This is a genomic window from Flagellimonas lutaonensis (genome assembly GCF_000963865.1).
Lineage (GTDB): Bacteria > Bacteroidota > Bacteroidia > Flavobacteriales > Flavobacteriaceae > Flagellimonas_A > Flagellimonas_A lutaonensis.
Genome location: NZ_CP011071.1, coordinates 570,760 through 595,516 on the forward strand (window position 1 = coordinate 570,760; position 24,757 = coordinate 595,516).

A 24,757-nucleotide genomic window follows, 5' to 3' on the forward strand; every position below is an offset into this window, starting at 1 on the left:
AGTCAGCCGAATATGATCCAAGATCCATGTGCGCTTTCAGCCCAAGAAATTGCAGATCGCCTCAACAGCCACCTGTCACAAGGGCTGGCCGATCAGGTATTGCGCGAACATATTCAAAAATACGGCCCGAACGAAATTCCGCAAGATAGGCCAAAGGGCAAATGGCGAATACTTGTCGATCAATTGTTGAACCCCATTATTTACATTCTGAGTGCTGCTGCATTGCTGGCCTTTCTCTTTAGTGATTGGCTTGAAGGTGTCGCCATACTTGTCGTCATCATCATTTCAGCGGCAATCGGTTTTGTCATGGAGTTACAGGCCGTGCGATCGCTTGAGGCCCTCAGAAAAATGGGGCAGGTGATGGCCCGTGTGGTACGATCAGGAAAAACCGAATACATCGGGGCCCCAGAATTGGTGCCGGGTGATATCATATTACTGCAACCGGGCGATGTAATTGCCGCTGATGCCCGGTTGGTATCTGAAGAAAACCTATCGTTGAAAGAATCTGCATTGACGGGAGAAAGCATTCCCGTGTCCAAAAAAATCGAAACACTGCCTGCCGATACGCCCATCACTGACCAACACAATATGGTCTTCAAGGGCACCACGGCCATAACAGGTTCGGGCAGGGCGATCGTAACTGCCACGGGTGCCGATACCCAATTGGGAAAGATCCAACAGATGGGCATGGAAGCCGAAAAGGAAATCACGCCCCTTGAAAAAAAACTGAACCAGCTCAGCAAATGGCTGATATGGCTGACGCTGATCTTTGCTGTGCTGATCGTGATCACCGGATATATTCGGGGAAAAGACCTTTTGTTGATGATAGAAACGGGTGTGGCATTGGCGGTGGCCGCCATTCCCGAAGGGTTGCCGATCGTTGCCACCGTTGCCTTGGCACAGGGCATGTTGCGGTTGGCAAAAAAGAAGGTCATCATCAAAAAACTGGAAGCCGTACAGACCTTGGGTGCGACCAACATCATCTGCACCGATAAGACTGGAACACTGACCGAAGATAAAATGAATGTACACACAGTTGTTCTTGCAGAGGCTTCCCTGGTCAATGTGTACCATAAAGACAGTGTTGATCTTGTTACTGTAAAAAATAGCGAAGCTTTCGAAAGAATGATATTGGCGGGCATTCTTTGCAACAATGCATATCCGTCTGCAAATGGGGCACAGGGCGACTCTATTGAAGTGGCCTTGCTCGATTTTGCCGAGCATTTCGAATATGAAGTGTCATCCATCCGAGAGAAAAATCCAGAAAAAATAGAGCTTCCATTTGATTCTGACCGAAAATTCATGGCCACTGCGCACCAAAATGAACATGGGTCTTTCGTTTACGTAAAAGGTGCTTTTGAACAATTGGTCACGGTTTGCGATCGCATTCTGATTGATGGCGAAATTAAAATATTCGACCATAAAAAAGAATGGCATGAAAAAGTGGACCAGCTCGCTTCGCAAGGGTTGCGCACATTGGCTTTTGCCTATAGAAAAGTTGAAGAAATACCTGAAAAGGAAAGCCTTGCAAAACAACTTGTTTTTCTTGGCATCATCGGATTCATCGACCCGGCCCGCGAAGATGTCAAAGCCACCATCGATATTTATAAAACGGCGGGCATCAAGGTCATCATGGCCACAGGCGACCACCCGAAGACCGCACAAAAAATAGCGGAAGAAGTCGGTTTGTTGCCAGTTGATGCCCCAACCAACAAAGTGTTGGAGGGCACGGCGCTAAAAAAGCTCAAAGAAACCGATGAAACGGATAAAAAGCAATTGCTCGAGGCCTCTGTTTTTGCAAGGGTGACCCCCGAACAGAAACTTGACCTTATAACATTCCACCAGAAAAACAACGATATTGTGGGCATGATCGGTGATGGCATCAACGATGTGCCCGCTCTCAAAAAGGCCGATATCGGGATTGCCATGGGCATTCGCGGAACAGAGGCGGCCCGTGAGGTGGCCGATGTAATTCTGAAGAACGACAAGTTTACGGCTATAGAGTTGGCGATTCGCCAAGGCAGGGTAGTTTTTCAGAATATCCGTCAGTTTGTGGTCTATCTTTTATCGTGCAATTTGGCCGAAATTCTTGCGGTCGGGGTGGCGGCCCTTGCCAACCTGCCCACACCACTACTGCCCCTGCAGATTTTGTTTATTAACCTTGTCACCGATGTTTTTCCTGCTTTGGCACTGGGTTTGGGCAAAGGTGAAGATGACATCATGCAACAACCCCCTAGAAATCCCAACGAGCCGATTATGGGCAAGGGAGACTGGTATGCCACCATGCTGTATGGTCTTTGCATCAGTTTAGCGGTGCTCGGTGTGGTGGTCTATGCCGAGTTTGTTCTCGATGTCCCTGCAAACATCATCAATAACATGGCGTTCTTAACCTTGGTATTGGCACAGTTGTTCAATGTGTTCAACATACCCAAACGTGAAGAACCGTTTTTCAACAACGAGGTTACCCGAAACCCATGGGTGTGGGGCGCATTGGTCTTATCGTTGGCAATTACCTATGTGGCCTATGCCATACCTGCTGTGGCTGAGGCCCTTGCTTTTATTGCCCTGTCATTCGAGCAATTGGTCATAACGGTTTTGTTCGCCACGGCAGCCGTTTTATTGGCGCAGCTCATCAAACGCTTGTCAAACCTTTTGGAACACTGGGTAAAATTGTAGGTAGTTCCTTCTTTTTGGATGAGGATATGGCATTTAAGGGCATAACCCCAAGGCCCTAGCTTATAAAACGTTTGCCCAGTGCATATGCCAAATACAGAATGACCAAGGCAAGGCCTTCCTTTTTTTGAAGTCCCTTTTTTCGGCTTAAAAACCAGATGAAGATAATGCTCATAATCAGCAGTACTGGCAAATCGAACCAAAGAATGTAAAGGCTCACTTTTATTTCTGAAATGAGTGAGCCCACGCCCAACGGAATTAGAAGATCAAAAATGTTGCTCCCAACAATATTGCCTACTGACAGGCTTGATTGCCCTTTAGATACAGCGTTTAGCGAAATGGCAAGTTCGGGCAAACTGGTTCCCAATCCTATAATGATTGAACCGATAAAAGATTGGCCAAGGTGCCAATGTTCCGCAATTTTAAGGGCATTTTCCAAGGTAATTTGTGAACTGGCCAATACAATGATCAAACCTCCTGTCAAAAATATCGCATGCAACCATACCATTGAGGGTGTGCGTGATGCTTCCAATTTTTCCTTTTTTCTGGTCTTTCGTTCTCGTAACAATAGGGTGTAGATATATATGAGGAATGCAATGACCAACAATGCGCCGTCGTTCCATGTAATGATGCCGTCGAACGCCACCAAGGCCAACAGAACAATTGAACCGATGAGCTCTGTTGCTATTTGCTTGATTTGTATCTCACCTGCCGACACATAATAGAATAGTGCAATGGTACCGACAATGATGCTAATCTGCGATATGGAGCTGCCAACGGCGTTACCGGTTACCACGCCTGAAGTATTGGTGCCTCTCAAATTGTAAAATGCACCTTCTATGGCAACAACGAGTTCTGGAAGATCGGTTCCAAAGGCTAAAATGGTTAGTCCGATGAACAGTTCCGATAGCTTAAAATAACGTGCAATCTTGACAGCGTACTTTACGGTGAGTTCCGTGCCCAACCATAGGCCAAAAACACCAACGATAAGATAGGCAAAACTGTTCATGATAGGTGGTTCAGCTTAAGATACTACTCTTCTTTTCTGAGCAAGCCCCTTTTTTCAGGATTCCGGGCATAAGACTAAATTTACATCCACAGCAAGTAAATCGACCCCAATTAGAATATCGGCAGGAAGTAACAAATAGCGTAGTGCGTCAATCTTGAAGTACCGCCTCCAGCACTTCATTCTTATCAAGCTTTTGGGTGCAGAAGAACCAGTCGGTACATTCCATTTCATTATCTTTTATTTTCATACGTTCCTCGGCGATTCCGCAAGAGCCAGCAGGGGGTACTATGACATCATCACCTGGTTCCCAATCGGCTGGTGTGGCCACTGCAAATTCATCAGCTATTTGCATGGCAATCAAGGCTCTGTAAATTTCTTCAAAGTTGCGACCCAGACTAAGAGGATAGTATATGATTGCTCTGACTGTTGCCTTTGGGTCAATGTAGAAGACCGCCCTAACGGCTTGGGTTTCACTTTCGCCAGGTTGGATCATGCCATATTTTTTGGCCACATTCATGGTAATATCCTCAATAAGAGGAAATTTTACCTCGATGTTCTTCATATCCCTGAACTGAATTTTGTCCTTGATGGTGCGCAACCAGGCGATATGGCTGTATAGCCCATCAACGGATAGTCCGACTAATTTACAATTGACCTTGGCAAATTTTTCTTCGAGTTTGGCAAAGGTCATGAATTCTGAAGTACACACTGGGGTGAAATCTGCCGGGTGACTAAAGAGAATCACCCACTTTCCTTTATAGTCGTTGGGAAAATGAATATCGCCTTGCGTGGTTTTGGCCCAAAATTCTGGGGCTTTGTCTCCAATTCGGGGCATAGGTGTTATCTGTTCGCGATTATCTAATGGAGTTTCCATAATACTATTTTTTAAAAATTTTGCAGTATGTCTTTGTTTTAATGATAAAATTAGATATGCCTGCGGACCGCCGAAATGATTTGAATCAGGAGGATTATTTTTGGTGCAAATCCTTCGGGTCTTTTTACTCAAATCATGAGGTTTGTAGTGTATCTGCCGTTTCCAGTGCCTTTTTGGCGGCTTCATAGCCCAGATTGAAGATGGCATCTACATCTTTGGTAGTAAAAGTACCATACTTACCCAGGCCTTTTGGGCAGATTATCAAATCACAGTCATCGAACTTTGATAGCGATTCTTTGGCAGCCTTTATTTTGAAAGTTCGCTCCAGTACCGAGTAGAAATGTTTCAAGTCTTCAATCTGCACTTTTTCAAAGGGGTTCACATATACCCCGACAATCTGGTCACAGTGCTTTTTTAAGACATCAACGGGAAAGTTGTTCAAAACACCCCCGTCAACATAATAATCTTCTTTGATTTTTACGGGCGCAAAAACTCCAGGAAAGGCAGCCGATGCCAATACGGGGCGTATCAGTTCGCCGCTGTGAAAAATTTGTAAGTTGCCATTCAAGATATTGGTGGCGGTTACAAAGAGAGGTTTCTTCAATTGCCCAAAATCGTCATGGGGCAGATAGTGCAAAAACCGATCATAAAATTTTTCAGTATCGACAAAGCCTGGCTTTTTAAGGGCATAGTTGTTGATCCTGAATAACTGTACGGTCTTGAAAAAGTCAAGTATTTCCTCCCAATGGCAGCCACCTGCATACAAAGCGCCCACAATGGCACCCGCACTGGTGCCCGCAATATAAGTGGGGTGAATATTGTGTTCTTCCAATGCCTTGATGGCTCCGATATGGGCTATGCCCCGAAACCCGCCGCCCGAAAGTGCCAAACCTGTGTTCATGTGCTATCCATGTCTTTTGAATCATTAAGAAGCGTATCAAAAATATCCCATCTTAAAAAGGTACGATATGACCGTGGTCATTTATTGGCACAATTCGCAGCCCTACATTTATATAAAAATTACATGGACGATATTGGTGTATATCTGTTCGGTAAAGAATCGTTGCTGGCGTTTTTAATCGTACCGACTTTGGCCGTTTTGGCAGGTATCCTTATAAGTTGGATACTGCTTGCGCTGTTACGGTTTTATCAGAAAAAAAGTCCCTCGGTGCTCAAGCAACAATTGCTGCAACGCCTGAAAAGGCCATTGTTCCTTTTGATTCCGTTGTTGTTTCTGCGCCCCGTAATATCCTATTTTGAATTGGGCGTGTTCTGGCAAAAGCTGCTCGAAGCGTTCATCATTTTTGGTTTTGCGTGGATTTTGATCGGATTGGTACTGGCCATCGAGGAGGTGGTAAAACAGAAGTTTGAAATCGACAGGGCCCATGTGGCGAGCGAGCGCAAGGCATTGACGCAGTTACGGTTTTTGAAGAGCATTGCGATGGTCGTCATCATCACCATTGCGGTTTCGGTGGTCTTGTGGAACATTCCCAGCGCACGGCAGGTGGGCAATACCATTCTCACCTCGGCCGGTGTGGCCGGCATTATTGTGGGCGTAGCGGCGCAAAAGTCCATCTCTAATCTCATCGTAGGGTTTCAGATGGCCTTTACCCAAGCCCTTAAAATCGATGACGAGGTGGTCATAGAGGGCGAGTTTGGCAATGTTGAAGACATAACCCTCACTTATGTGGTGGTGCGCACTTGGGATTGGCGGCGGCTTGTACTGCCATTGAACTATTTTAACGACAAGCCGTATGTCAACTGGACATTCAACTCGCGCCCGCTCATTGCCAGTGTGCATCTGTATGTCGATTACACTTTGCCCGTTGACGAGCTTAGGGCCAAATTGATGGATGTTTTGAACGCCGATAAAAGATGGGACAATAATATTGCCGACCTAGAGGTGACCGATACCAATAACCGAACCATGCAGGTTCGAGCCACTTTCAGTGTCAGAAACGCATCAGACGCTTGGAGGCTGCGCTGCAAGGTAAGAGAGGTGTTGGTGGCCTTTATTAAAGAGAATTACCCAGGTGCCCTGCCCAAATTAAGAAGAACGGACGCATCATGAATGGTTCTCTAAATTGATACATGCAATTAGCCAATTTTGAAGATGGATACGTTGAACAACCTTGAACTTTTTGAGGCCTTATTCGAGGCAGCGCCCGAGGGTATTTTGGTCTTGGATGACCAAGGGGCCGTCAAAAGGGCGAATGCCACCGCCGAATGGGTTTTTGGATATACGGCTGAAAAAATAAGGCAAAAAAACATAGACGACTTGGTTCCGGGTCTGTGGGCGAAAATTCATAAAAACCAGAAAGGATCAAATAAAGACTCCGCATTAGAAAAGATCGAGAACAGTACTTCAACATGGGGAAACAAAGTGGATGGCAGTCAGTTTCCCCTTGAGGTCAAATGGGCTTTCAAGACGATTGATGACAAGCGGTTCGTTCTTGTTTTTGTCAGGGACATCACCGCCGAAGAATTGATGGGCCGAGAACTCCGTTCAAAAGAGACCAAGAACAAGGCCCTTTTGGAAGCCATTCCCGATATGATGTTCATCTTGAACCTAAAGGGTGATTTCATCGATGTCCATATCCCTGAACATAACGAAACATTCATTTCCGGGGCAGGAATAATCGGTACGAACATAAAAAAGCTATTTCATCCAAATCTTTACCGTGACCTGTACGATTGCTTCGAAAACACGGCAAAGACAAAAGAAAACCAAAAGGCCGAGTTTCGAGTCGATAAAAACGGCCTGAAAGATTACGAGATAAGGTTTGTGCCCATGAACAACCACAATATCATGGGTATTGTACGCGAGATAACCGCAGCCAAACAGGCCGAAAACAAACTACGGCAAGAAAAAAACAAACTGCAACATTATCTAGACACTGCTGCCTCAATGTTCGTGGTCATCAACAAAGATGGCACCATAGAATTGGTCAACAAAAAAACCTGTGAGGTGTTGGGCTATGAACAAGAAGAACTTATTGGGAAAGAATGGTTCAAGACCTGCTTGCCCAAAGACGAACAAAAGCCTGTCAGGAATGTTTTTGAACGGATAATCCATGGGGAAATTCCTTTGGAGGAATATTATGAAAACCACGTGATTACCAAACAGGGAAAAAAACCTTTGATACGATGGCGAAACGCCATTTTGACCGATGACAGTGGCCAGGTCGCCGCAACGCTGAGTTCTGGCATTGACATAACGACCCAAAAGCAGACAGAAGAAGAACTGCGGGCCAGTGCGGCCAAGAACCATGCACTTTTAGAGGCCATACCTGACCATATTCTGGTTGTCAATGCCAAAGGCAAATATCTTGATTTTTATGAGCCCAACGACCCCGGCCATGTATATCTACCAAAAGAGCAAGTAGTGGGCCGCAACATGAAGGATCTACTGCCCCAAGATCTTTATGTAAAACTTAAAAGAACTATCGACCAAACACTTAAGACCAAAGAAAACCACAAGGTTGAATATGCCCTTGCACGCAACGGAGAGTTAAGGCAATACGAGACCAGTATCGTGTATTTACAAAAAGACCAGGTATTGGCCATGGCCCGCGATATAACTGAAAAAAAGAAAGCCGCTAAAGACCTCAACATTCGAAACAGGGCACTTGATGCGGCCGGTAACGGCATCTTGATCGTCGACGCCCAAAAACCCGATCAGCCCATTATTTACTGTAACGATGCTTTTCAAAAAATAACGGGCTACTCAAAAGATGAGGTTTTAGGAAAGAATTGTCGCTTTTTACAGAACGATGACCGTGACCAAGAGGCAGTTGCCATAATGCAATCGGCCATTGCCAAAGGGAAAGGTTGCCAAGTAGAGCTTCGCAACTATAAAAAGGACGGCACCTTGTTCTGGAACCAATTGACCATTACCCCAGTGCATGATGAAGCTGGAAAACCCACCCATTTCATCGGGGTACAGAACGACGTCACCGACCGCAAACAAGATGAACAACTTAAAGACGAAGTACGACAAATATTGGAGCTGGCCACCAAGAACAAGCCCTTGAGGGAGATAGCCATAGAGATTATCAACGGTATCGAAACGTACGTAGAAGAATGTTGTGCATCGATCCTATTGTTGAAAAAAGAGAGCGGCACCCTTCATATACTTATGGCACCAAACGTGCCCAAAGCCTTCAGCGAGGGTATCGAAGGACTAGAGATAGGTCCAAAAAAAGGATCTTGTGGCACTGCTGCTTTCTTAAAAAAGGAAATCATCGTAGAAGATGTGGCAAACGACCCCCTGTGGGAAGCATACAAAAACCTGGCCCAACAGAGCGGCATCAAGGCCTGTTGGTCGCTGCCCATTTATTCATCTATCGGTGACGTATTGGGCACTTTTGCCGTATATGGAAAACGCAAGGGCAAGCCCAAAAAAAAGGAACTCGAAATCGTGAAAGACATGGCCCGACTCACAGGTCTCGCCATAGAGCACCATGTGGTCAAGCAAGATCTTGAAATAAGCCAAAAAAAGCTGGAGGAATATGCCAATACCTTAGAGCTAAAAGTATCTGAGCGCACCAAAGAACTCAGAGAGACCGTAAAGAAGTTGGTTGAGGCCAACTTACGATCAAGAGAACAGACCGCACTTGCCAAGGCCTCTGAACAAAAGGCCAGAACCAATTATGAAATATTCTCCGCTATCGCCAAAAACTTTCCCAAAGGAATCATCATTGTTTTTAATGCAAACATGGAAATCGTATATATAGAAGGAGAAGAATTACAGCGGATAGATTTGAAAAAGGCCGATTTTGAGGGCAAGCAAATAGATGATATCGACATTTTTTCTGAAAGACGGATGGGCAGAATAAAAAGTGATATCGAAAAGACGTTGAGCGGTAAACACCTTTCTTTTGAAATTGAATTCGGAACTGAAATTTACGCCGTAAACTCTGCCCCCATGTACGCACAAAAAGATGCAGTGTGGGCCCTTTTCGTCTATAGTAATATTACCGAGCAGAAACAGGTCGAAATAGAAATACGCAACACCTTGCAAAAAGAGAAGGAACTCAGTGAATTGAAGTCGCGCTTTGTATCCATGGCCTCTCACGAGTTCAGAACACCTTTGAGCGCTATACTTTCTTCGGCCATATTGATTGAAAAACAGAATACCCCTGACAAGGCCGAAAAAAGATTGAAGTATATCGATCAGATCAAGACCAATGTCCGTAACCTTGTGGTGATACTGAACGATTTTCTCTCTTTGGGCAAATTAGAGGAAGGCAAAATAATAAGCCAACCAGAAAGCTTTGACCTGTTACTCATGACAAGATCGTTGGTAGAAGAAATTACTGCCGACAAAAAAGAGGTACAACAGATTGTGCTGCATCACCAAGGAAATTCCACGTCAGTGTTTTTAGATCCAAAACTGATGCGGCACATTCTGATCAACCTCTTGTCGAACGCCATGAAGTACTCCAAAGAGAATACCACGATTACCCTCACCATCATTTGGGAAGACAATACGGTATCGGTGCGCATAAAAGATGAGGGCATGGGTATTCCCAAGGCCGAACAAGAGCATCTATTCGAGCGTTTCTTCAGGGCACGCAATGCAGAGAACATACAGGGCACGGGCCTTGGTTTGCATATTGTAAAACAATACACTGAACTTATGGGGGGCACGGTAAGCTTCACAAGCGAAGAGGGCAAGGGAACAACCTTCACCTTAGATTTTCCGATTGGGTGACGGTCTGAAAGGTAGAGCAAAATCGGCTGCCCATAGGGATAAAAATTTATGAACGATGAAAAAGATACTCATTATCGAAGACAATACCGATGTACGCGAGAATATGGCCGATATACTAGAGTTGGCCAACTACAGCATCGCCACGGCAGAAGACGGTGAAATTGGGGTTGCCAAGGCACGTGAGCTGCACCCCGATTTGATCGTATGTGACATTATGATGCCCAAACTTGATGGTTATGGCGTTCTTGAAGAACTGAACAGACATGAAGATACTGCAGGCACCCCGTTCATTTTTTTGACGGCCAAATCTGAAAAGACCGAAGTGCGAAAGGGCATGAACCTAGGGGCAGACGATTATTTGACCAAGCCTTTTGAAGAGCATGAACTATTGCAGGCCATCGAATGTAGAATACAAAAGCGTGAATTTTTGCGCAAGCAGGTCAGAAAAGACATTGAAGGCATACACCGTTTTTTGGAGGATGCCTCAGATTATCTCAATATCGAAAACATTTCAAAGACCTACCATCAAAAGAACTATGAAAAAAAAGAGTTTCTATTTATGGAAGGCGATGCGGCCCACACACTCTTTTTTGTGCAGAGTGGGGTGGTAAAGACCTACAAATCGACCGAATCGGGCAAAGAATTGGTGACTGGCCTGCACAAGGCCGGCGATTTCATAGGGCAACTTTCGCTATTGAGCCCTGATGGCAAGTATTTAGAGACTGCCACAATTCTGGAAGATGCAGAGATTTTCGGCATTCCGAAACAACAATTCACCCAGCTCATATACGGTAACAAAGAGGTGGCCCAAAAGTTCATAGGGCTTATTTCGAACAATCTGATAGCGGTGCAGGAACAATTGGTCGATATGGCCTATGCCTCGGTACGCAAGCGGGTGGCCAAGGCCCTTTTGACCATGCAGAACAAGGGCATCATCAAAAATGGTTCTGATGAGGGGCTTGACATTCCACGGGAAGATTTTGCCGGAATGGTCGGCACGGCCACCGAGACCGCCATCAGAACCCTGACCGATTTCAGGGAAGAGGGCCTCATTGCCATGGGAAAAGCGCGCCGCATCATTTTATTGAACAAAGAGGGGTTGCGGCACATTGCCGATTTCGGATAGAAAGTTTGATATTACTCTTCCAAGGCTTCGGCAGAACGCCTTTTTCTGAACAAATGCGTGATTTTTTTGGCTGCCAAGGCAATCATGAAATTTTTCAAGACGCCCGTAGTCTGCACAAAAACCTGTAAGGGCAGTAAACGGGCCTTGGCCTTGGCAAGGTGAAGTTTAAGGTTTTCCCTATCGATTTCACGTTGCAGCCTCAATATTTTTAGCCGTTTATCGATTTCATCAAAAGAACGGTACCTTGTACTATCGGCCATGGCTAATCAAAATAAAATTCTGAAAATCTTCTGAGCAAGGGGCCGTTCAAGCGATTCCTGAACAGATAACAGAGCAGGGCCACCAAAACATAGAAGCCACCGACCATGAGAAACCCATGAAAGGTGTTCTGCAACAATTGCCCAAGTCCGAAGGCCGCGGCGAACGACAGTAACAGCAAGGCCAAAAAAACCGTGGCCCCCACCAATAAGGTCTGGGCAAGCGAAGCCACCGATTTCATGAAGACCTGAAATATCTTGAGCTCTATATATTCTTCGCTATGTTTTAGATAAGACCTCATGTCGGCTTCTGCCTCCATGAGGTCGCTTTTGAGTTCTTCGAAAGCCATAACCGGTCATTTCTGCAATTGGGCGTTCTTTTTTTTGAGATCTTCCAATTTGCGTTCCAATGAGGCGATGATGTCATCTGCCTTATAGCTCATGGTCGAAATGGCTTCGTCGAGTTTTCGGTCGAACGCATCTTTCTTCTCCGCGGCCGTTTTGGTAAGTTCTTCTTTGGCGTGAGAAAGGCGTTCTGTGATTTCATGAGTGGTATCTTCTACCTTACGCTTGATCTTCCTACGGGTTTTCTTACCCTCATCGGGGGCATAGAGAATACCGACGCCCGCCCCGATGGCGGCACCGGTCAATAGTGCCAGTAAAATGCTGCCTGTATTGCTTGTCATGATTACAAATTTTAAGGATTAATGCTAAACTGTGACCAAGGTAAGGCAGACATCTTTTTTTGAAAATGATCCCAATCAGTCCGATAGAAAAAAAGTGCTGCAATGCGCTATCCGACATACAGAAACAATGGTTTTCACTTACAGGAATGGTTTTTTTAAGATGTTTGACCACAGAGGGGCTATACTTTGGCATCAATGCTGAGTCGGTTATCGACATCGCTGACCCCAGGTGCTTTCAGGGCGGCTTTCTCTGCCTCTTCTTTTTCTCTGAGGGAATGTACCGACCCGGTAAGTCTGACAGTGCTGTTTGCCACTTCTATTTCAACGTTGCCGGCATCGATGATCGCAGACCTGACAAATGCTTTCTCTATGCCTTGTTTTACATCTGATGGGGAAACTTTGTGCGACACCTGGATCAAGTTCAATACACCTTTCACACCCAATAGATGCTCAACGGTACGTTTGGCCGATTTTCGCTGGTAGGCCCAAGGCACCGTGCCTGAAAGTGTAATTTTGCCATCTTCAACCTCTACCATAAGGTTGTCTGTCGGTACCGAGGCGTTCCACTCCAAGGCATTGATGGCGGCCCTTGCTATTTCTTGATCGGTCTTTTTTAGTTCATCGCCACTGATCACTTGTATGTCTTCTGCAACACCCTTTACACCACGTACCGATTTTGCCGCTCTCTCGGCCGCAGTTTTGTTGTAATATTTGTCGGTAATGCCATTTAGGGTCACCACCCCGTCTTTGACTATGACTCCGATCTGGGTTTCGTCGATATCGGGCATCCAAGCGAGCTCATCCAAAATATCCCGCTTTATTTCTGCATCTGTTCTCATCGCATGTTATTTGGTCAAGGGTACTTTATTACAGATAGATTTATTGGAGTAGGCAATTTTTATGCTTTCATTTTTTAGAGGGCAATACCTAATTTTACATCACGAAACGCTGACATGTTCTTGTAAAAGGTCATCCAGTTTTTCACTGGATTTTTTCTGGCTTTTGGCATGTGCGTTGAAATCTGACCAAGGGTCGCCCTTTTTCTTTAATCGCTGAAAAATGGAGTTGATGTCAAAGCTTTGGGCATTGAGTTTTTTATTGTCAAGTTCGCTCCAGTACAAGGGGGTGGCCACAGGTGCTCCTTTCAAGGCCCTTACCGAAAATGGCGCAATTGCCGTCTGGGCATACGCGTTTCTCAGGTAATCGACAAAGAGTCTGTTCTTTCGGTCTTTTTTTCTGATGGCTGTGGTGAACTCTTTGGGGTTTCTTCGGCAGAGGTAGTCGGCCACTCTCTTGGCAAATTCACGGGTCTCGTCAAAATTTTGGGTGCCGTCTAAGGGTGCGGCTATGTGAAGCCCCCTTGACCCCGTGGTCATCACAAAAGTATGCAGCCCCATCTTCTGTTCAAGCAGGTCGTGAAGTGCCTTGGCCGCCTTTATCACCAAAGAAAAGTTGCCGTTAGGCGGATCTAGATCAAAAACCAGTTTATCAGGATAGTCCAGCCTATGCACTTTGCCAAGCGTCACGTGAAACTCGATGACATCTTGATTGGCAAGGTACGCCAAGGTTTCTTTGTTGTTGCAAAGCACTTGGTTGAGCCATCCATCTTCTTTTTTTACCCTTGCGGTCTGTATCCAGTTCGGAAAATGATCTGACGCATTTTTTTGATAAAAGCCTTCTTGGTCTATGCCGTCAGTGAAACGTCTCATGGTCAACGGGCGGTCTTTCAAATAGGGCAGCATATAGTCTGCAATACGTTCGTAATACCCCACTATTCCGCTTTTGGGGATCCCTGAAGCGGGAAAGAGCAGCTTGTCGCCATGGGTCAGTGTTATTTTAGGGTTTTCCTTTTCCATGATATCCAAAACTAACACAGTTGCCAAATTTTCTAAATGATGCACATCAGCCATGTAAATTTTAACAGTTCATTTTTCCCCTATGGTACGTAACAATGAACTCATCTTGGGTTCAATACATTTCAGACTGACCCACATCATTTGATAAGACATTCACAACACCCATATTTATGCCCATTGTAATTAAACAGAATACCATGCAAAAGACCATGAGACAAGAAAAGGGCAAAGCCTTTCATGAGAGGGTTGCAGCGGCTTTTGCCGACCTGAAACGATTAAAGGCCGAGGGCAATGATAAGGCCTTCAACGAACGATTGCTCGAGATTTTGCCCGCCGTGAAAAATTATTTGGGCAGCAGGCTCAACAATGCCTTGCGAAAGGGAATTATCCCAAGGGGAAAGTATAGGGCAGATGATTTCTTGGACGAGCTTTTTTTGGAAGTCTTTGAACACTTTGATGAGGTATCTGACAAATCAGACCTGCATCCCTGGCTTTTCAAAAAGGCCGATGCACTTTTTGAAGATAAGTTGGTAGAAGAGGAATTCGATGCGGTGTTCTTCGAGAACATCCACAAATATTCGCAACTCGAATGGCAGGCCATGGAAGAAGAGTTCAGCACCGATGGCGATGGCGACCTTGTCATGCTAGAAGAATTGGATGACATCTCGTACAAAAGGCACGACTACTTGCTTAAAAATATTTTTCTAGAAGACGATAAAAAAGACCTGATGGCCAAACTTGACCACCAGTTTGACAAAGATGCCATCGCCAGACATGTCGATCTCGTACTGAACCGTATGCCCGAACACATGCAGACCGTATTTCAACTTCATATTGAACAAAGGTTTGGGGCAGGTGAGATCGCCTTAATCAAAAGTCTTGCCGTTGCCGAGGTCGAACAGCTCTTAAGTGAGGCCAGACAGCGTCTTGAGAAAAGTCTATACTATCGATACTTGATTGACAACACTTAAAAAATATACTATGAACACTATGAATTCAAACCCCAAGACCGATTTCTTGCTCGGTGCGGGATTGGACATTCTGCACCAAGAAAGCAACGAATGGCTCGATACCATTGCCTTTTGGAAAGATGAAACAAGGTTTTTCGCCAAGCTGCTACAAAAAAAGAAAATCAAGAACGGTACAGAACCCGAATATGCAAAAATGCTTGATAATCTTGACAGATTACATGCAGAACTGTTCGATTATCTGGCCGAAGATATCATTAAACACGAGAAGGTATTGGCCCGATTGCAAAAGGGAGAAAAAGGTCTTGCCGATGCCGATTATCGTCAAAAGCATCGAGAGTTGAAAAAAAAGATGGAGGTATTCACGAGCGATTTTCGTGAGTTCAAAAAAATGGTTTTCGGGTATGTAAAAGCCCTGTAGAATTGTACTAGTTGGCTATACGAAAGGTCCCAAAATAAAATCATATGCAACTTTTGATCTATACTGAAGAATATGAAATGGCCGACGGCATCGACCATTTTATGGATTTTTATTACGCTCTGGGTATGCGCTATTTGGCCAGTGACTTTCTACGTGAGGGGCTTTCGCCCCAGCATATTTCTGATGCGGTGATGCGGGCCATACGTTCGGGCAAGGCCTCAGGGCTTACCATACGTCAACATTTTATGCCTGTTTTCAGTAGCAGCGGTAAAGACGTAATCAGCGATTGCAAATTATCGCGATTGGGGTATGCACTGGTGCTTCTCAACGCCGATGTGACGTTCAGTGCTGCGGCCAATTGGCAGCGAAAAGTACTGGAACATTTTTTGGGGGAAGATTAGGGCCTGTTAACACTAAACGAAAATCATGGATTTTTTGATGATTTTTTCGGATTTTGAGGCTGTTTTTGGTAAGCATAGCGGGCTATGTATCCGAAAACGAACAAAGAAATACGGAAAAAGGGCGAAAAAGCCACTTTTGGGCTTAGTGTTAACAGGCCTTAGGTCATACATTGATGTGCAGCCCTATGGGGCAATGGTCGGAGCCGTGCACCTCTGAAAATATGTTGACCGATCGTACCTTTTTCATCAGTGACGGACTCACCAAAAAATAATCGATGCGCCAACCTACATTGCGCTCTCTGGCCTTGAACCGATAGCTCCAATAGGTATAGACCACTTCATCAGGGTGGAGCTTTCGAAAGGCATCGACAAAACCCGAAGCGATGAAATTGTCCATACCGTCAATCTCGATCTGGGTATAGCCCGCTGTTTTGTTGTAGTTAGCCTTGTCGTTCTTGAGATCGATGGGCCTGTGCGCCACATTGAAATCGCCGCAGGCGATCACAGGTTTCGTTGCTTCCAAATTCTTGAGATACTTCAATAGGTCGGCATCCCAGATTTTTCTATAATCCAAACGAACCAATTGTTGCCCTGAATTGGGCACATAGACATTGACAAGATAAAAATCATCAAATTCGGCGCACTGTACCCTTCCCTCTGAATCGTGCTTGGGAACGCCCATATCGTTTTTGACCCCTTGTGGTTCTTTTTTGCTCAAAAGTGCAGTGCCCGAGTACCCTTTTTTATCGGCCGAGTTATAGTGGATTTCGTAGCCCGTCATTGGTGACAGCACATTTTTCACCTCATCGTCCTGTGCCTTGGTCTCTTGCAGGCAAAGGATGTCTGGATCCAGTTTTTCGATGTTTTCAAAAAAATCCTTTTTGGCGACCGCCCTGATGCCGTTTACGTTCCAAGAGATGATCTTGAGGCCCATGTTCGCTTGTTTTTTGGTAAAGATAACCATTGTACAGTTTGACAGGATTTTCCTTCCCGATTACTTCGGGATTGCCCTTTCTATAAAGGGAGATTGAGAAAATCTTTATTCAATCCACCAAAGGCGGACAAGAGGAAAAGAATAAAGATTTTCTTTAGTTTTCAATCGCAATGTCAAAATGCACAATGGGTCAAAGACAGTTCTCGATTACCTTTTTGAAAAAAGCCTTTGCCAGATGGGCCTTTTATCATGATGCGCGATTACATATACTCGGTCAAAAATCGAAAAAATTCCTTTTTGAGATTTGCATAGATTTCACGCTGTGTTTCGATGCGGTTCCTGAATTCAAGATGCTTTTTCATCAAGGCAGTGTCCATGGCCTGTTGGCCCATTTTACTTTGACCAGCCATATTGGTCTCATGCTTTTCTATGGTCTCTTGAAGGTCATCGATGACCCCACCATGAAGAATAAACTCATTTTGAAAATGCTCAAGCCGAACAAGCACTTCTTTGTCAGTGTAACGCGTTACCATTTCTTGCAGCCGATTTTTGAAAGAGCGCAACTCATCTTTCCAAAAGGCCAGCTCACTTCGCCAATGTTGGTGTTCAAAATGCAAATCTGAATTGTAAAATATTTCTTCCATTTTTTCCATGACAAATTTTATTATTGATCAGTTTTTGTTTGTTTGTCTTTTTTTTCATTTGATGAAAGAGACAGACATAGCTATTCACTTGGCACCATCTGCCAATATCTTTTCACTTCTTTTCCCCAAGAGTTTCTCAAGGTCTTCTTTGTCAACCACTTCTTGCCTTAGGAGGAGCTGTGCCAGTTTTTCAAGCTCTTCCCTATGATCCAACAACAGGGTCTTGGTGCGTTCATAGGCGGTGGTTACCAGATTTTGTACTTCTTTATCGATCAATTTGGCCATTTCTTCGCTGTAGGGCTTTCCCAAAATGCGTTCGTTCTGGCCAGTGGAATCGTAATAACTGATAGGGCCAATTTCTTCGTCAAGCCCATAATAGGACACCATGGTATAGGCTTGTTTGGTGACTTTTTCAAGGTCATCCAAAGCACCTGAAGATATTTCGTCAAAGATGATTTCTTCTGCGGCTCTTCCACCCAGCGAAGCGCATATTTGGTCCATGAACTGTGATTTGGTCACAATTTGCCGTTCTTCGGGCAAGTACCAGGCAGAACCCAATGATTTCCCTCTCGGAATAATGGACACCTTGACCAGGGAGTCTACATTCTTAAGGTGCCAACTAACCACAGCATGACCAGCTTCGTGATATGCTACGATTTCCTTTTCTTTGGGCGAGATGATCTTACTCTTGCGTTCCAAACCACCGATGACACGGTCGCGGGCTTCCATAAAATCTTGCTGTTCCACTTCCGATTTCTTTTTTCTTGCGGCAATCAATGCGGCTTCGTTGCAGATGTTGGCGATATCGGCCCCTGAAAAACCGGGGCTCAATTTGGCCAAGAGATCCACATCCACATTTTCTGAAAGTTTTAAAGGTCTCAGGTGTACCCCGAAAATTTCTTTTCGTTCTTCTTTGGTCGGCAACTCCAAATATATATGGCGATCGAACCTACCGGGCCGCAAAAGGGCCTTGTCAAGCACATCGGGGCGGTTGGTGGCGGCGAGTACGATGACCCCTGTATTGGGGCCAAAGCCGTCAAGCTCGGTGAGCAATTGGTTCAATGTGCTTTCGCGCTCATCGTTCGCCTGAAAGGCGTTGATTTTGCCACGCGAACGCCCTACGGCGTCGATTTCATCGATAAAAACAATGCTGGGTGCTTTTTCCTTGGCCTTCTTAAAGAGGTCTCGTACCCTAGAGGCACCGACGCCAACGAACATCTCTACGAACTCAGATCCCGACATCGAGAAGAAAGGTACGCCAGCTTCGCCAGCCACCGCTTTGGCCATAAGGGTCTTGCCGGTGCCCGGTGGACCTACGAGCATTACGCCTTTTGGTATCTTGGCACCCAATTTGGTATACGTTTCAGGGTTTTTAAGGAAATCGACCACTTCCATAACCTCGGCCTTCGCCTCTTTTAGTCCGGCGACATCTTTGAAGGTAGCCGAACTCTTGGTTCCCTTTTCTGATATTCTTGGTGCCGATTTCCCAAAATTGAATAACGGGTTACTGCCAGCTCCACCACCGCCCATTCTCCTAAGCATGTACACCCAAAACAGTATGATGATGCCCAAGGGAAGCAGCCAAGAGAATATGGTGATCCAGTTGGTGCGGTTCTCATAACGAACATCGATTTTTTCAATGTCGGGCATACCCTCTTGCGCTCTTTGCAATTTGCCCTCAAAACTCTCGACCGAGCCAATGGTGATATAATAGTGTGGGCCAATTTCTGACGTCAAGACACCATCGGTGACTTCTTTGAAATCTTCATCATCGAGTCGATCTTTTTTAAGGTAGATCTCTGCGATTTCTTTGTTGACGACCACAATTCTTTCAACGGCATTCTTGGCAAGCACGTTCTCCTCGAATTTTGCCCAACTGATTTCGGTTGCCCTTCCCAAGGGGTTTGAGACTATCGAGAAAAATAGTATAAAACCGAGCAATAGCCAATAAAACCAGCTGATGCCATAGCCCCCATAAGGTCGCTTTGGCATTTTACCTCCTTTTTTTGGGTTATTATTTTGTGGGTCATGCGCCATTCTTTTCCAAGATTGCAAATTGATCCAATGCTTCGAGCGCTTCACAGCCATAGACCACCGATGGGCCACCGCCCATCAATATGGCCACGCCAATGGTCTCTAATATTTCTTGAGAAGAAGCTCCTGCGGCCAGTGCATCGTGCACATGATAGGCGACACAGCCGTCACAGCGCACGGTAATAGCAATGCCCAGAGCAATAAGTTCTTTGGTTTTGGAAGAAAGTACGCCCTTGGCGGTACTGGCAGTATGCAGTTCTCCAAAACTGTGCATGGTTGCAGGAATATGCTGTCGCAGTTTTTTCATGTTCCGCGTCAAGTCGTTGTACTTTTTTGAATGGTCTTTGATCATAACTTTATTTTTTTGAATAGGTACGCCCTATTTTGTCAAGGTTTTAAGGTGAACATATAACCAAAACTAGCTTACCCAGTTGAAGTTTGAAATGATACAGGTCATTTGCGTGAAGGTTCTACCGTTTTGTTTTAACGACGATATTGAGCGCTGCCATGAAAAGCCTCGCGAATTGGGAAAGGCAATGGGAAAAGTACACAGGATGCGTGAATCAATGTCAAGAGACCATATCGAATGCCTGTTTCGCAATCTCAAGTTCCTCATCGGTGGCAATGACCAATATCTTGACCTTTGAAGTGCCTGTGTTGATTTCCATGAGGGAATCTGATCTTGATTCGTTTTTCGCATCATCCAATTTTAGGCCCAAATAATCCATATCGGCACAGACCCTTTTTCGCATTCGACTTGAATTTTCACCAATGCCCGCCGTAAACACAATGGCATCCAATCCGTTCATGGCGGCGGTGTAGGCCCCGATATATTTTTTAATGCGATGGGCATTCATTTCAAGGGCCAGTTGGCAACTTGTGTTTCCCTTTTCCGCTTCGGCCTCAATATCGCGCAGATCGCTGAACCCAGTAAGGCCCAGCATGCCACTCTTTTTGGTCAACAGGGTGTTCACTTCTTCCAAGGTATATCCCAAACTATCGACCAAGTGGAAAATAACCGAATGGTCTATGTCGCCGCTTCGCGAACCCATGATGAGTCCGTTCGAGGGGGCAAATCCAAGGCTGTGGTCCACACTTTTGCCATCGGCCACTGCGGTCATGCTGCAACCATTGCCCAGATGGATGGTGATGATTTTTGATTTGTCTTTCTTTAAATACGCAATGGCCTTTTCTGAGACATACTTGTGGCTGGTGCCATGAAACCCATATACCTGAATGCCGTGGTTCTCGTAAAATTCGTTGGGAATGGCATATTTGCGTGCCTTAACGGGCATGGTCTGGTGAAAGGCGGTATCAAAGACGGCCACCTGTTTGGCTCTGGGAAATAATTGTTCCGCTATAAGGATGCCCTCTAAATTATGCGGATTGTGCAAGGGGGCCAAAGCGGCAAACTCCTTTATTTCTTCCTTGACCGCTTGGGTGATTAAAGTGGTCTTGGCGAATGAGTCCCCGCCATGTACCACTCGATGGCCTACGGCAGCGATCTCATCAGGGCTTTTTATGGCCCCTTTTTTAGGATGCAGCAGCATATCCGCAATTTTTTGAAACCCTTCTTTATGGGTCTTGACCGCGTACTCTTTCTTGAAATCAACAACATTGGTCTTGTATGTCAGCACAGCATCATCAGAACCGATACGTTCGACCCTGCCCGAACATACCACTCTTTGGGCCGGCATGGCGATCAGTTGGAATTTTATGGAGGAGCTTCCGGCGTTGATAATGAGGATATTCATTTTTTAAGTTGATCGGTTACCAAGTTATCGGTTTGTTGTTTTTTGTTATTCCTTTACAGAAATTATTCAGCTTACATTCCCTGTGCCTGTATGGCCGTGATGATGACCGTGTTCACAATATCATCAACTGTACAGCCGCGGCTTAGGTCGTTCACGGGTTTTCTGAGTCCTTGCAACATGGGGCCAATGGCGAGGGCACCGGTCTCGCGCTGCACTGCCTTGTAGGTGTTGTTGCCCGTATTGAGATCAGGAAAAATAAAGATTGTTGCTTGGCCCGCCACCTGCGAATCGGGCAATTTGCTCCTGCCGACCTGAAGATCAACGGCGGCATCATACTGTATAGGCCCCTCGATTTTCAGGTCGGGCCGTTTTTGTTTCACGAGTTCGGTGGCCGTGCGTACGCGATCGACATCCTCTCCCATACCCGAAGTGCCCGACGAATACGATAGCATGGCGATTTTGGGCTCAATGCCGAAAGCGGCACCGGTATCTGCCGATGAAATCGCGATTTCTGCCAATTGCTCTGCCGTTGGGTTGGGGTTGATGGCACAATCGCCAAAGACCACCACCCGATCGGGCAGGCACATAAAAAAGATGGAAGACACCAACGAGACCCCGGGTACGGTCTTTATGAATTGTAGGGCCGGCCGTATGGTGTGCTGGGTGGTGTGTACGGCCCCAGATACCATACCGTCTGCATGGCCCTTATAGACCATCATGGTGCCGAAATAGGATACATCGGTCATGAGGTCGCGTGCCATGGCGCGGTTGAGGTTTTTATGTTTTCGCAACTCGTAGAGCGTCTCGGCATAGTCGTCAAAACAATCGGCCGATGCGGGATCGAGGATCGATATTTTACCAATATCCAGATCTAGGTCGAGTTGTGTGACTTTCTCTGTGATCTGTTGTGGGTCGCCGAGCAACGTGATGGTGGCCGCACCGGTATCGACCAATTCTTTTGCGGCATATAGGATGCGTTCGTCGGATCCCTCGGGCAGTACAATATGTTTTTTGTCGGTCTGTGCCGTTTTGAGCAGGTTGTATTGGAACATTCTAGGGGTAATGCCATTGGGGGTAAAGGTGATCAGCCGATCGGCAAGCTCTTCCACGGGGGTGTATTTGGCAAAATCCTGTATTGAAGTGGTTATTTTCTGGGTGTTCTCTGCATAAATTTTCGGTGCAATGGCTCCAACGCGATTGGTAATATCAAAGGTATCGTCTTGCACTGATATAATAGGAACAACTTCTGATAGCCCTTCAATCAATTTAATAATGGATTCTTCAGGCCGCAGCCCACCGGTGAGCACGATTCCCGAGACGGTCGGATAGTTGGAGGACAGGTTCGCCTGCAAGGCCCCCAAGATAATATCGGCACGGTCGCCGGGGGTAATGACCAAGCCGTCTTCTCGCAAGTGTGTCAGGTAATTGCGCAGTTGCATCGCCCCCACACCAAAATGCCCCGCTTGGTTGTTCATATAATCTTCGCCAAAAAGCACTTCGCCCTCAAGCTGGTCAACAATTTCCTTGATGGTGGGGTTGCCCAAGATTGGGTTCAGTGGAATGGTGCCCACAAGCACATCGTCGGGCAGTTCATTTTTGAGAGCCTCTTTGACCAAGGTCACGTTTTCGGGCCGGATCTTGTTGGCGACCAGCATGACCACCTCTACTCCCTTGTCTTTGAACGAGTCGTAGGCGAGGTACATGTCTCCGATGAACTCATCGAGTGTCTTGCCCACACCACTGGTCAAGATAATTGTCGGTATGCCCAAGTTCTTGGCCATGAGCACGTTGATGTCCCATTCGATGATACCGCCCTCACCGGTGAAATCGGTGCCTTCCACAAGCACAAAATCAAACCGGTCTTCAATCGCCTTGTACTTTCGTATGATTTTGTCGAGCACCTCATCCTCTTTGTTCTTGTTGAGCTTTTTTACCACTTGGCTCCGGGTAAAGGCATAGGCCTCATCATGTTTCAGATCCAGTTCAAAATAGGAGATGACGGTGTGGATGTGGTTGTCCTCTTTTCCATCGACAAGGTCATCGATAATGGGCCTGAAATAGCCCACTTTGGCAATCTTGCCCAACAACACCTGCATCAATCCGAGAGAAACGATTGATTTGCCGCTCTTGGGTTCGGTGGTGGCAATATAAACGGCTTTGTTCATGACCATTCTTGGGTTTGAGGCTGCAAATTTATGGGATTCTTTTACGGTAATCCATCTATTTGTCCTGATAATAAAGATTTTTGTTTTTTGAAAGGCATATTGGGCATTGTTGAACATTTTTTCATGACCGGCAAATTTTTTGGGCGAAAGTATTGTACCAGGTCAACACGTTAAATGATATGGGTCAGAAAAAGCGAAGAATCTTTTATGTAAAGAGGGTGACATTCAAGGTAACCCAAAGACGAAAAAACCAAAACCCAAAATTCTACAGCAACTGATTTTCGTCATGGTAATTCTTGTTTCCCTCAGCTAATTTTAAGCCCTAAAACCAGTGCCATGAACAAGCGCATTCTATTACCGACAGATTTTTCACAATACGCGTTCAACGCTATCCGCTATGCCCTAAATCTTTACGACTCGGTCGATTGTGATTTCTACTTTCTCAATGTTTACCAAGTAGATGGCTATGCATTGGACAACATGATGATGGTTCCCGAACCTGGTGAGAGGGCCTTCGAAGTGGCAAAACGAAAGTCTGAAGAGCAATTCGAAAAATTGATGGAACAATTGAGGGCACACCCCAAAAATCCGAGGCACAGGTATCACACCATATCGACCTTCAATTCACTGTTGGAAGCCGTGAAACAGACCATAGCCAAAAAAGACATTGACATCGTGGTCATGGGTACTAAAGGCCTTACCCAATCTAGAACGGTCATCTATGGCACCAATGCCATCAATGTCATGGAAAAGGTAACGGAATGCCCAGTATTGGCAGTGCCTTTAGAGACACAGTTTGTACCTCCTAAAGAAATTGTCTTTCCCACCGATTTTAAGACCGTTTTTAAGCGTAAAGAACTCAATTATCTGATTGAAATCTGTAAAATGCATAATTCGTTTCTATGGATATTGCACATAGATAGAACCGATGGCCTCAGTAAAAGGCAGTTAGAGAACAAAGATCTTTTAGATTCGATTTTAGGCGACATAGACCATGACTACAATATCTTGGAGGATATGAAAGTGCAAGAGGGCATCAACATCTTTGTCGAAAGCCGTGGCAGCGATATGATTGCCTTTATCAATAGAAAGCACCACTTTTTCGGAAGCATTTTCACAAAACCCCTGGTCAAAGAATTGGGGTACCACTCGCGCATTCCGATCTTGGTTTTGAACGACCGCTCATGACTGCATATTTCTGAAAATATGCCACCCGATTGATTCAGGTCATTTGCCCCT

General features: G+C 45.5%; 22 protein-coding genes. 8 read left to right on the forward strand and 14 right to left on the reverse strand.

What is annotated here, in order from left to right:
- Nucleotides 1-12: 12 nt before the first annotated feature.
- Complete coding sequence (locus VC82_RS02695; protein ID WP_045801012.1) at nt 13-2,676, forward strand: cation-translocating P-type ATPase; 2,664 nt, start codon at nt 13-15, stop codon at nt 2,674-2,676.
- 55 nt (nt 2,677-2,731) lie between these two features.
- Here VC82_RS02695 and VC82_RS02700 read toward each other — a convergent pair whose 3' ends face one another.
- The 3 genes from VC82_RS02700 to VC82_RS02710 all read right to left on the reverse strand — a co-directional run bounded on the left by VC82_RS02700 (nt 2,732) and on the right by VC82_RS02710 (nt 5,457).
- Nucleotides 2,732-3,682: a calcium/sodium antiporter gene (locus VC82_RS02700; protein ID WP_045801013.1), complete on the reverse strand. Its 951-nt coding sequence runs from the start codon at nt 3,680-3,682 to the stop codon at nt 2,732-2,734.
- Between the two features lie 148 nt (nt 3,683-3,830).
- Nucleotides 3,831-4,556: a peroxiredoxin gene (locus tag VC82_RS02705; protein WP_179944604.1), complete on the reverse strand. Its 726-nt coding sequence runs from the start codon at nt 4,554-4,556 to the stop codon at nt 3,831-3,833.
- A gap of 133 nt (nt 4,557-4,689) precedes the next feature.
- Complete coding sequence (locus VC82_RS02710) at nt 4,690-5,457, reverse strand: patatin-like phospholipase family protein (protein WP_045801015.1); 768 nt, start codon at nt 5,455-5,457, stop codon at nt 4,690-4,692.
- Between the two features lie 123 nt (nt 5,458-5,580).
- Between VC82_RS02710 and VC82_RS02715 the strand changes: the two genes are divergently transcribed.
- Genes VC82_RS02715 through VC82_RS02725 form a run of 3 tightly spaced genes read left to right on the forward strand, consistent with a single transcriptional unit; the run spans nt 5,581 to nt 11,398 of the window.
- The gene (locus VC82_RS02715) at nt 5,581-6,627 is read left to right on the forward strand and encodes a mechanosensitive ion channel family protein (RefSeq protein ID WP_045801016.1); all 1,047 of its coding nucleotides are present in this window, start codon (nt 5,581-5,583) and stop codon (nt 6,625-6,627) included.
- Between the two features lie 42 nt (nt 6,628-6,669).
- Nucleotides 6,670-10,272 carry a PAS domain S-box protein gene (locus VC82_RS15185; RefSeq protein WP_052698863.1) on the forward strand — a complete coding sequence of 1,201 codons (3,603 nt, stop codon included), beginning with the start codon at nt 6,670-6,672 and terminating at the stop codon, nt 10,270-10,272.
- A gap of 55 nt (nt 10,273-10,327) precedes the next feature.
- Nucleotides 10,328-11,398 (forward strand): response regulator, encoded by a 1,071-nt coding sequence (locus tag VC82_RS02725; protein ID WP_045801017.1) that lies wholly within the window; start codon nt 10,328-10,330, stop codon nt 11,396-11,398.
- Between the two features lie 11 nt (nt 11,399-11,409).
- Here the strand turns inward: VC82_RS02725 and VC82_RS02730 are convergent, their stop codons facing one another.
- From VC82_RS02730 to ligD, 5 genes are all read right to left on the reverse strand, one after another.
- The gene (locus tag VC82_RS02730; protein ID WP_045801018.1) at nt 11,410-11,658 is read right to left on the reverse strand and encodes a DUF6327 family protein; all 249 of its coding nucleotides are present in this window, start codon (nt 11,656-11,658) and stop codon (nt 11,410-11,412) included.
- 2 nt (nt 11,659-11,660) lie between these two features.
- Nucleotides 11,661-12,005, reverse strand: coding sequence for a hypothetical protein (locus tag VC82_RS02735; protein WP_045801019.1), 345 nt, complete (start codon nt 12,003-12,005; stop codon nt 11,661-11,663).
- 6 nt (nt 12,006-12,011) lie between these two features.
- Entirely contained in the window at nt 12,012-12,341 is a 330-nt protein-coding gene (locus VC82_RS02740; protein ID WP_045801020.1) for a YtxH domain-containing protein, read from the reverse strand.
- Nucleotides 12,342-12,520: 179 nt separating this feature from the next.
- Complete coding sequence (locus tag VC82_RS02745; RefSeq protein ID WP_045801021.1) at nt 12,521-13,180, reverse strand: BON domain-containing protein; 660 nt, start codon at nt 13,178-13,180, stop codon at nt 12,521-12,523.
- Between the two features lie 99 nt (nt 13,181-13,279).
- Complete coding sequence (ligD, locus tag VC82_RS02750) at nt 13,280-14,197, reverse strand: non-homologous end-joining DNA ligase (protein WP_045801022.1); 918 nt, start codon at nt 14,195-14,197, stop codon at nt 13,280-13,282.
- A gap of 170 nt (nt 14,198-14,367) precedes the next feature.
- On the opposite strand from ligD, the gene VC82_RS02755 reads away from it, so the two are divergent.
- From VC82_RS02755 to VC82_RS02765, 3 genes are read left to right on the forward strand one after another with little or no spacing between them, the layout of a single operon-like run.
- The gene (locus VC82_RS02755; RefSeq protein WP_052698864.1) at nt 14,368-15,168 is read left to right on the forward strand and encodes an RNA polymerase sigma factor; all 801 of its coding nucleotides are present in this window, start codon (nt 14,368-14,370) and stop codon (nt 15,166-15,168) included.
- A gap of 10 nt (nt 15,169-15,178) precedes the next feature.
- Nucleotides 15,179-15,586 (forward strand): hypothetical protein, encoded by a 408-nt coding sequence (locus tag VC82_RS02760; protein ID WP_045801023.1) that lies wholly within the window; start codon nt 15,179-15,181, stop codon nt 15,584-15,586.
- Between the two features lie 44 nt (nt 15,587-15,630).
- Nucleotides 15,631-15,987, forward strand: coding sequence for a hypothetical protein (locus VC82_RS02765; RefSeq protein WP_045801024.1), 357 nt, complete (start codon nt 15,631-15,633; stop codon nt 15,985-15,987).
- Nucleotides 15,988-16,150: 163 nt separating this feature from the next.
- Here the strand turns inward: VC82_RS02765 and VC82_RS02770 are convergent, their stop codons facing one another.
- The 6 genes from VC82_RS02770 to pta all read right to left on the reverse strand — a co-directional run bounded on the left by VC82_RS02770 (nt 16,151) and on the right by pta (nt 23,518).
- Nucleotides 16,151-16,921: an exodeoxyribonuclease III gene (locus tag VC82_RS02770; RefSeq protein ID WP_045803200.1), complete on the reverse strand. Its 771-nt coding sequence runs from the start codon at nt 16,919-16,921 to the stop codon at nt 16,151-16,153.
- Between the two features lie 260 nt (nt 16,922-17,181).
- On the reverse strand, nt 17,182-17,565 hold the full coding sequence (locus VC82_RS02775) for a hypothetical protein (RefSeq protein ID WP_245615961.1): 384 nt from the start codon (nt 17,563-17,565) through the stop codon (nt 17,182-17,184).
- Between the two features lie 84 nt (nt 17,566-17,649).
- Nucleotides 17,650-19,557 carry an ATP-dependent zinc metalloprotease FtsH gene (gene ftsH, locus VC82_RS02780; RefSeq protein WP_245615963.1) on the reverse strand — a complete coding sequence of 636 codons (1,908 nt, stop codon included), beginning with the start codon at nt 19,555-19,557 and terminating at the stop codon, nt 17,650-17,652.
- Between the two features lie 34 nt (nt 19,558-19,591).
- Entirely contained in the window at nt 19,592-19,951 is a 360-nt protein-coding gene (locus VC82_RS02785) for a carboxymuconolactone decarboxylase family protein (protein ID WP_045801027.1), read from the reverse strand.
- Between the two features lie 217 nt (nt 19,952-20,168).
- Nucleotides 20,169-21,353 (reverse strand): acetate/propionate family kinase, encoded by a 1,185-nt coding sequence (locus VC82_RS02790; protein WP_045801028.1) that lies wholly within the window; start codon nt 21,351-21,353, stop codon nt 20,169-20,171.
- Nucleotides 21,354-21,424: 71 nt separating this feature from the next.
- Entirely contained in the window at nt 21,425-23,518 is a 2,094-nt protein-coding gene (pta, locus tag VC82_RS02795) for a phosphate acetyltransferase (RefSeq protein WP_045803201.1), read from the reverse strand.
- 336 nt (nt 23,519-23,854) lie between these two features.
- Here pta and VC82_RS02800 point away from each other — a divergent pair, with 336 nt between their 5' ends.
- Nucleotides 23,855-24,706 carry a universal stress protein gene (locus VC82_RS02800; protein ID WP_045801029.1) on the forward strand — a complete coding sequence of 284 codons (852 nt, stop codon included), beginning with the start codon at nt 23,855-23,857 and terminating at the stop codon, nt 24,704-24,706.
- Nucleotides 24,707-24,757: the final 51 nt, after the last annotated feature.

Excerpts from the sequence above, each read along its gene's own strand:
- VC82_RS02695 (WP_045801012.1), top strand. The coding sequence starts at position 13 with ATGATCCAAGATCCATGTGCGCTTTCAGCCCAAGAAATTGCAGATCGC.
- VC82_RS02700 (WP_045801013.1), bottom strand. The coding sequence starts at position 3,682 with ATGAACAGTTTTGCCTATCTTATCGTTGGTGTTTTTGGCCTATGGTTG.
- VC82_RS02705 (WP_179944604.1), bottom strand. The coding sequence starts at position 4,556 with ATGGAAACTCCATTAGATAATCGCGAACAGATAACACCTATGCCCCGA.
- VC82_RS02710 (WP_045801015.1), bottom strand. The coding sequence starts at position 5,457 with ATGAACACAGGTTTGGCACTTTCGGGCGGCGGGTTTCGGGGCATAGCC.
- VC82_RS02715 (WP_045801016.1), top strand. The coding sequence starts at position 5,581 with ATGGACGATATTGGTGTATATCTGTTCGGTAAAGAATCGTTGCTGGCG.
- VC82_RS15185 (WP_052698863.1), top strand. The coding sequence starts at position 6,670 with ATGGATACGTTGAACAACCTTGAACTTTTTGAGGCCTTATTCGAGGCA.
- VC82_RS02725 (WP_045801017.1), top strand. The coding sequence starts at position 10,328 with ATGAAAAAGATACTCATTATCGAAGACAATACCGATGTACGCGAGAAT.
- VC82_RS02730 (WP_045801018.1), bottom strand. The coding sequence starts at position 11,658 with ATGGCCGATAGTACAAGGTACCGTTCTTTTGATGAAATCGATAAACGG.
- VC82_RS02735 (WP_045801019.1), bottom strand. The coding sequence starts at position 12,005 with ATGGCTTTCGAAGAACTCAAAAGCGACCTCATGGAGGCAGAAGCCGAC.
- VC82_RS02740 (WP_045801020.1), bottom strand. The coding sequence starts at position 12,341 with ATGACAAGCAATACAGGCAGCATTTTACTGGCACTATTGACCGGTGCC.
- VC82_RS02745 (WP_045801021.1), bottom strand. The coding sequence starts at position 13,180 with ATGAGAACAGATGCAGAAATAAAGCGGGATATTTTGGATGAGCTCGCT.
- ligD (WP_045801022.1), bottom strand. The coding sequence starts at position 14,197 with ATGGAAAAGGAAAACCCTAAAATAACACTGACCCATGGCGACAAGCTG.
- VC82_RS02755 (WP_052698864.1), top strand. The coding sequence starts at position 14,368 with ATGCCCATTGTAATTAAACAGAATACCATGCAAAAGACCATGAGACAA.
- VC82_RS02760 (WP_045801023.1), top strand. The coding sequence starts at position 15,179 with ATGAACACTATGAATTCAAACCCCAAGACCGATTTCTTGCTCGGTGCG.
- VC82_RS02765 (WP_045801024.1), top strand. The coding sequence starts at position 15,631 with ATGCAACTTTTGATCTATACTGAAGAATATGAAATGGCCGACGGCATC.
- VC82_RS02770 (WP_045803200.1), bottom strand. The coding sequence starts at position 16,921 with ATGGGCCTCAAGATCATCTCTTGGAACGTAAACGGCATCAGGGCGGTC.
- VC82_RS02775 (WP_245615961.1), bottom strand. The coding sequence starts at position 17,565 with ATGGAAGAAATATTTTACAATTCAGATTTGCATTTTGAACACCAACAT.
- ftsH (WP_245615963.1), bottom strand. The coding sequence starts at position 19,557 with ATGCCAAAGCGACCTTATGGGGGCTATGGCATCAGCTGGTTTTATTGG.
- VC82_RS02785 (WP_045801027.1), bottom strand. The coding sequence starts at position 19,951 with ATGATCAAAGACCATTCAAAAAAGTACAACGACTTGACGCGGAACATG.
- VC82_RS02790 (WP_045801028.1), bottom strand. The coding sequence starts at position 21,353 with ATGAATATCCTCATTATCAACGCCGGAAGCTCCTCCATAAAATTCCAA.
- pta (WP_045803201.1), bottom strand. The coding sequence starts at position 23,518 with ATGAACAAAGCCGTTTATATTGCCACCACCGAACCCAAGAGCGGCAAA.
- VC82_RS02800 (WP_045801029.1), top strand. The coding sequence starts at position 23,855 with ATGAACAAGCGCATTCTATTACCGACAGATTTTTCACAATACGCGTTC.